Source organism: Pseudomonas sp. CROZ-RG-20F-R04-15, from assembly GCF_022662375.1.
Lineage (GTDB): Bacteria > Pseudomonadota > Gammaproteobacteria > Pseudomonadales > Pseudomonadaceae > Aquipseudomonas.
Map to the genome: position 1 here is coordinate 1 of NZ_JAKNQL010000059.1, position 2,802 is coordinate 2,802.

A 2,802-nucleotide genomic window follows, 5' to 3' on the forward strand; every position below is an offset into this window, starting at 1 on the left:
AACACACCGGTGACGCTCGAACCGGTGCTTGCCGATGTCGGCGGTGAGCTGATTTTTGGCGAAGCGCTGCATTACACCATCGGCCCCAGCGGCATTCTGCAGGTGACCAATTGCGATCGGGGCCAGCGTTATCGCATCACCTTCTTTCCCGATGTGTCCACCGACCATGTGCGCGCTCTGTATGCCTCTTATGAGGGTGTCATTGCAGGCCTGGAAGGCTGGCTGCGCGCTGAATGGGCAGGGTTTCAGCCACCGTGGACTGAGTTTTCCAGCGCCGGATTTCTTGACCGTTACGGTCAGTTGCAACAGGCCGACTGGCGCGGGTTCGAGAAAGCTCTGAATGGCGTTTGGGATGACATCAAACAGGTATTCGCCCTGCTCGCCGACTTGCAGGCCAACAGTGAAAAATTGCTGGAATACCTCAGCGAGGCCGAGCTTGAGGCGTTGTTGAATGCCTCCGGCGACGCCATTGCCAATGGCTTGCTGATCCTCAGTGACGAGCCACTGCTGTTCATTCATCTGGCCGCGTTCACCAGTTGGTTGAAGATGCTGCCGCCGCAACATTTGGTCGAAGTGGTGGCCGAGGTGCGGGTCGAACTGCTGATCAGTTTTCTGTTGATGGGGATGTCGGGCGGCGTCGGCGTGCCACTGCGTTTGAGCAGCAAGGTGCTGGCGAAGATCAAGTCGCCGCGGGCGCGGGAATGGCTGGCGGCGTCGGCGTTGCGTTTGGCCGAACTGACGTCCTCGGCGGATCTGACGCGGCATGCCAGCGTTTTGAAGCCGCTGATGCTCAATGTGCGTGACGTTGAGTTGAAACCGACACCGTCGATACCGCTGAACATTCGTCAGGCCGATTCTGTGGTGTTGACGGTGCCGAATCCGGCGCCTGTTGTGCGGGACAAGTCTGGCGGTTCGAGCCGGATCGAGCGGCATGAGCCGCATGACGACTCGCCGGATCAGGCGAAAAACCCCAACGGTGACAGCGCTGATTGTGTGCCGCGTACGTGCACCAACGGTTGTCCGGTGTCGATGGTCACCGGCGAGGAACTGCTGACCCTGAGCGATGCCGTGCTCGATGGCGTGTTGCCGTTTGAGTTCAGCCGGTTGTATCGCTCTAGTGCCGCCGAAATCGATGTTGGGTTGGGGTTTGGCTGGAGTCATTCGCTGGCGCATCGGCTGGAGTTTTTCGCTGATGAGGTTGTTTGGGTCGACCACGAAAACCGGCGAACACGGTTTCCGCTGCCGAGTATTGAGCGACCGGCGATTCACAACAGCCTGTCGCGGGCGGCGATCTTTCTGGGTGATGAACCGGAAGAGCTGATCCTGGCGCTGGCCGGGGACACGGCGCGGTTTTATCACTTTCGTGCAGGACGGCTGACGGCGATCAGTGATGCCTATGGCAATCGTCTGACGGTGCAGCGCGATCGGTCTGACCGGGTGCAGCGACTGGACAACGGCGCCGGGCGTTCGCTGCTGTTGCGCTATGACCGGGCGCAGTTGCTCGGTGTGGATTACCAGGTGTTTCGCGAGGGTGTCTGGAGCACCGAACAAGCGCTGGTCAGTTACCGCTACGACGCTTATCAGCACCTGATCGAAGCGACCAACGCCGTCGGTGACAGCGAGCGTTACGACTACGACGACGCCCACGTGATCCTGCAGCGGCAACTGGCTGGGGGCGCGAGCTTCTTTTGGGAGTGGGAACGGTCAGGGAAAGCGGCGCGTTGTGTGCGGCACTGGGCGTCGTTCTCGCAGATGAACACGCGCTACGTCTGGTCAGAGGACGGCAGCGTCGCGGTGCATTACGTCGACGGCACCGAAGAGGTTTACGTCCACGATGAGCGTGCGCGACTGGTGCGTAAAGTCTCGGCGGACGGTGGCGAGCAGCTCAAGGCCTATGACGATGCCGGGCGTTTGATCGCCGAGCAGGATGCGTTGGGCGCGGTCACTGAATACCGCTACGACAAGGTCGGACGGCTGATTGCGCTGATTCCACCGGACGAGGCGCCCACGTCCTACGAGTACCGCAACGGTTTCCTGCATAAACGTTCTCGCGGCGAGGCGGTGTGGATCTACCGGCGCAATGCCGAGGGCGATGTCACCGAAGCGGTCGACCCCGACGGGCAGGTCACCCATTACTACTACAACACCCGGGGTCAGTTGCTGTCGATCCGCTACCCGGACAGCAGCCGGCATCGACTGGTCTGGAACAGCCTTGGCCAACTGACCGAAGAAACCTTGCCCGACGGCGGCGTGCGGCGCTTTTCCTACGACGCGCTGGGGCGGCGGACCACGACCGCCGACGAACACGCGGCAGTCACCCGCCAGCATTGGGACGCCGTTGGCCGACTGATTCAGACGACACTTCCTGACGGTGCGACCCGCGCCTACAGCTACGGCGCCTACGGTCAGGTCACCGCCGAGCGCGATGAACTGGGGCGCATCACCCGCTACGAATACGACGATGATCTGCATCTGGTCTCGCGGCGGATCAACCCCGACGGCACGCGGGTGCAGTACCGCTATGACCATGCGCAGTTATTGCTCACCGAGATTGAAAACGAATCCGGGGAAAAATACCGGCTGGATTACACGCCGACCGGCCTGATTCGTCAGGAAAGCGGTTTTGACGGCCGGCGCACGGCATATGCCTATGACCTCAACGGCCATCTGCTGGAAAAGACCGAGTTCGGTGATGACGGCTCGCAACTGGTCACGGCGTATAAACGCGATGCTGCAGGCCGGCTGCTGGTCAAAACCCTGCCCGACGGGGTCAAGGTCACCTACCAATACGATCGCCTCGGC

General features: G+C 61.2%; 1 protein-coding gene. It reads left to right on the forward strand.

Annotated elements, in window-relative coordinates; genetic code table 11:
* The coding region (locus tag L8H52_RS30225) for a DUF6531 domain-containing protein (RefSeq protein WP_242210161.1) at nt 1-2,802 on the forward strand (2,802 nt) is incomplete at both ends.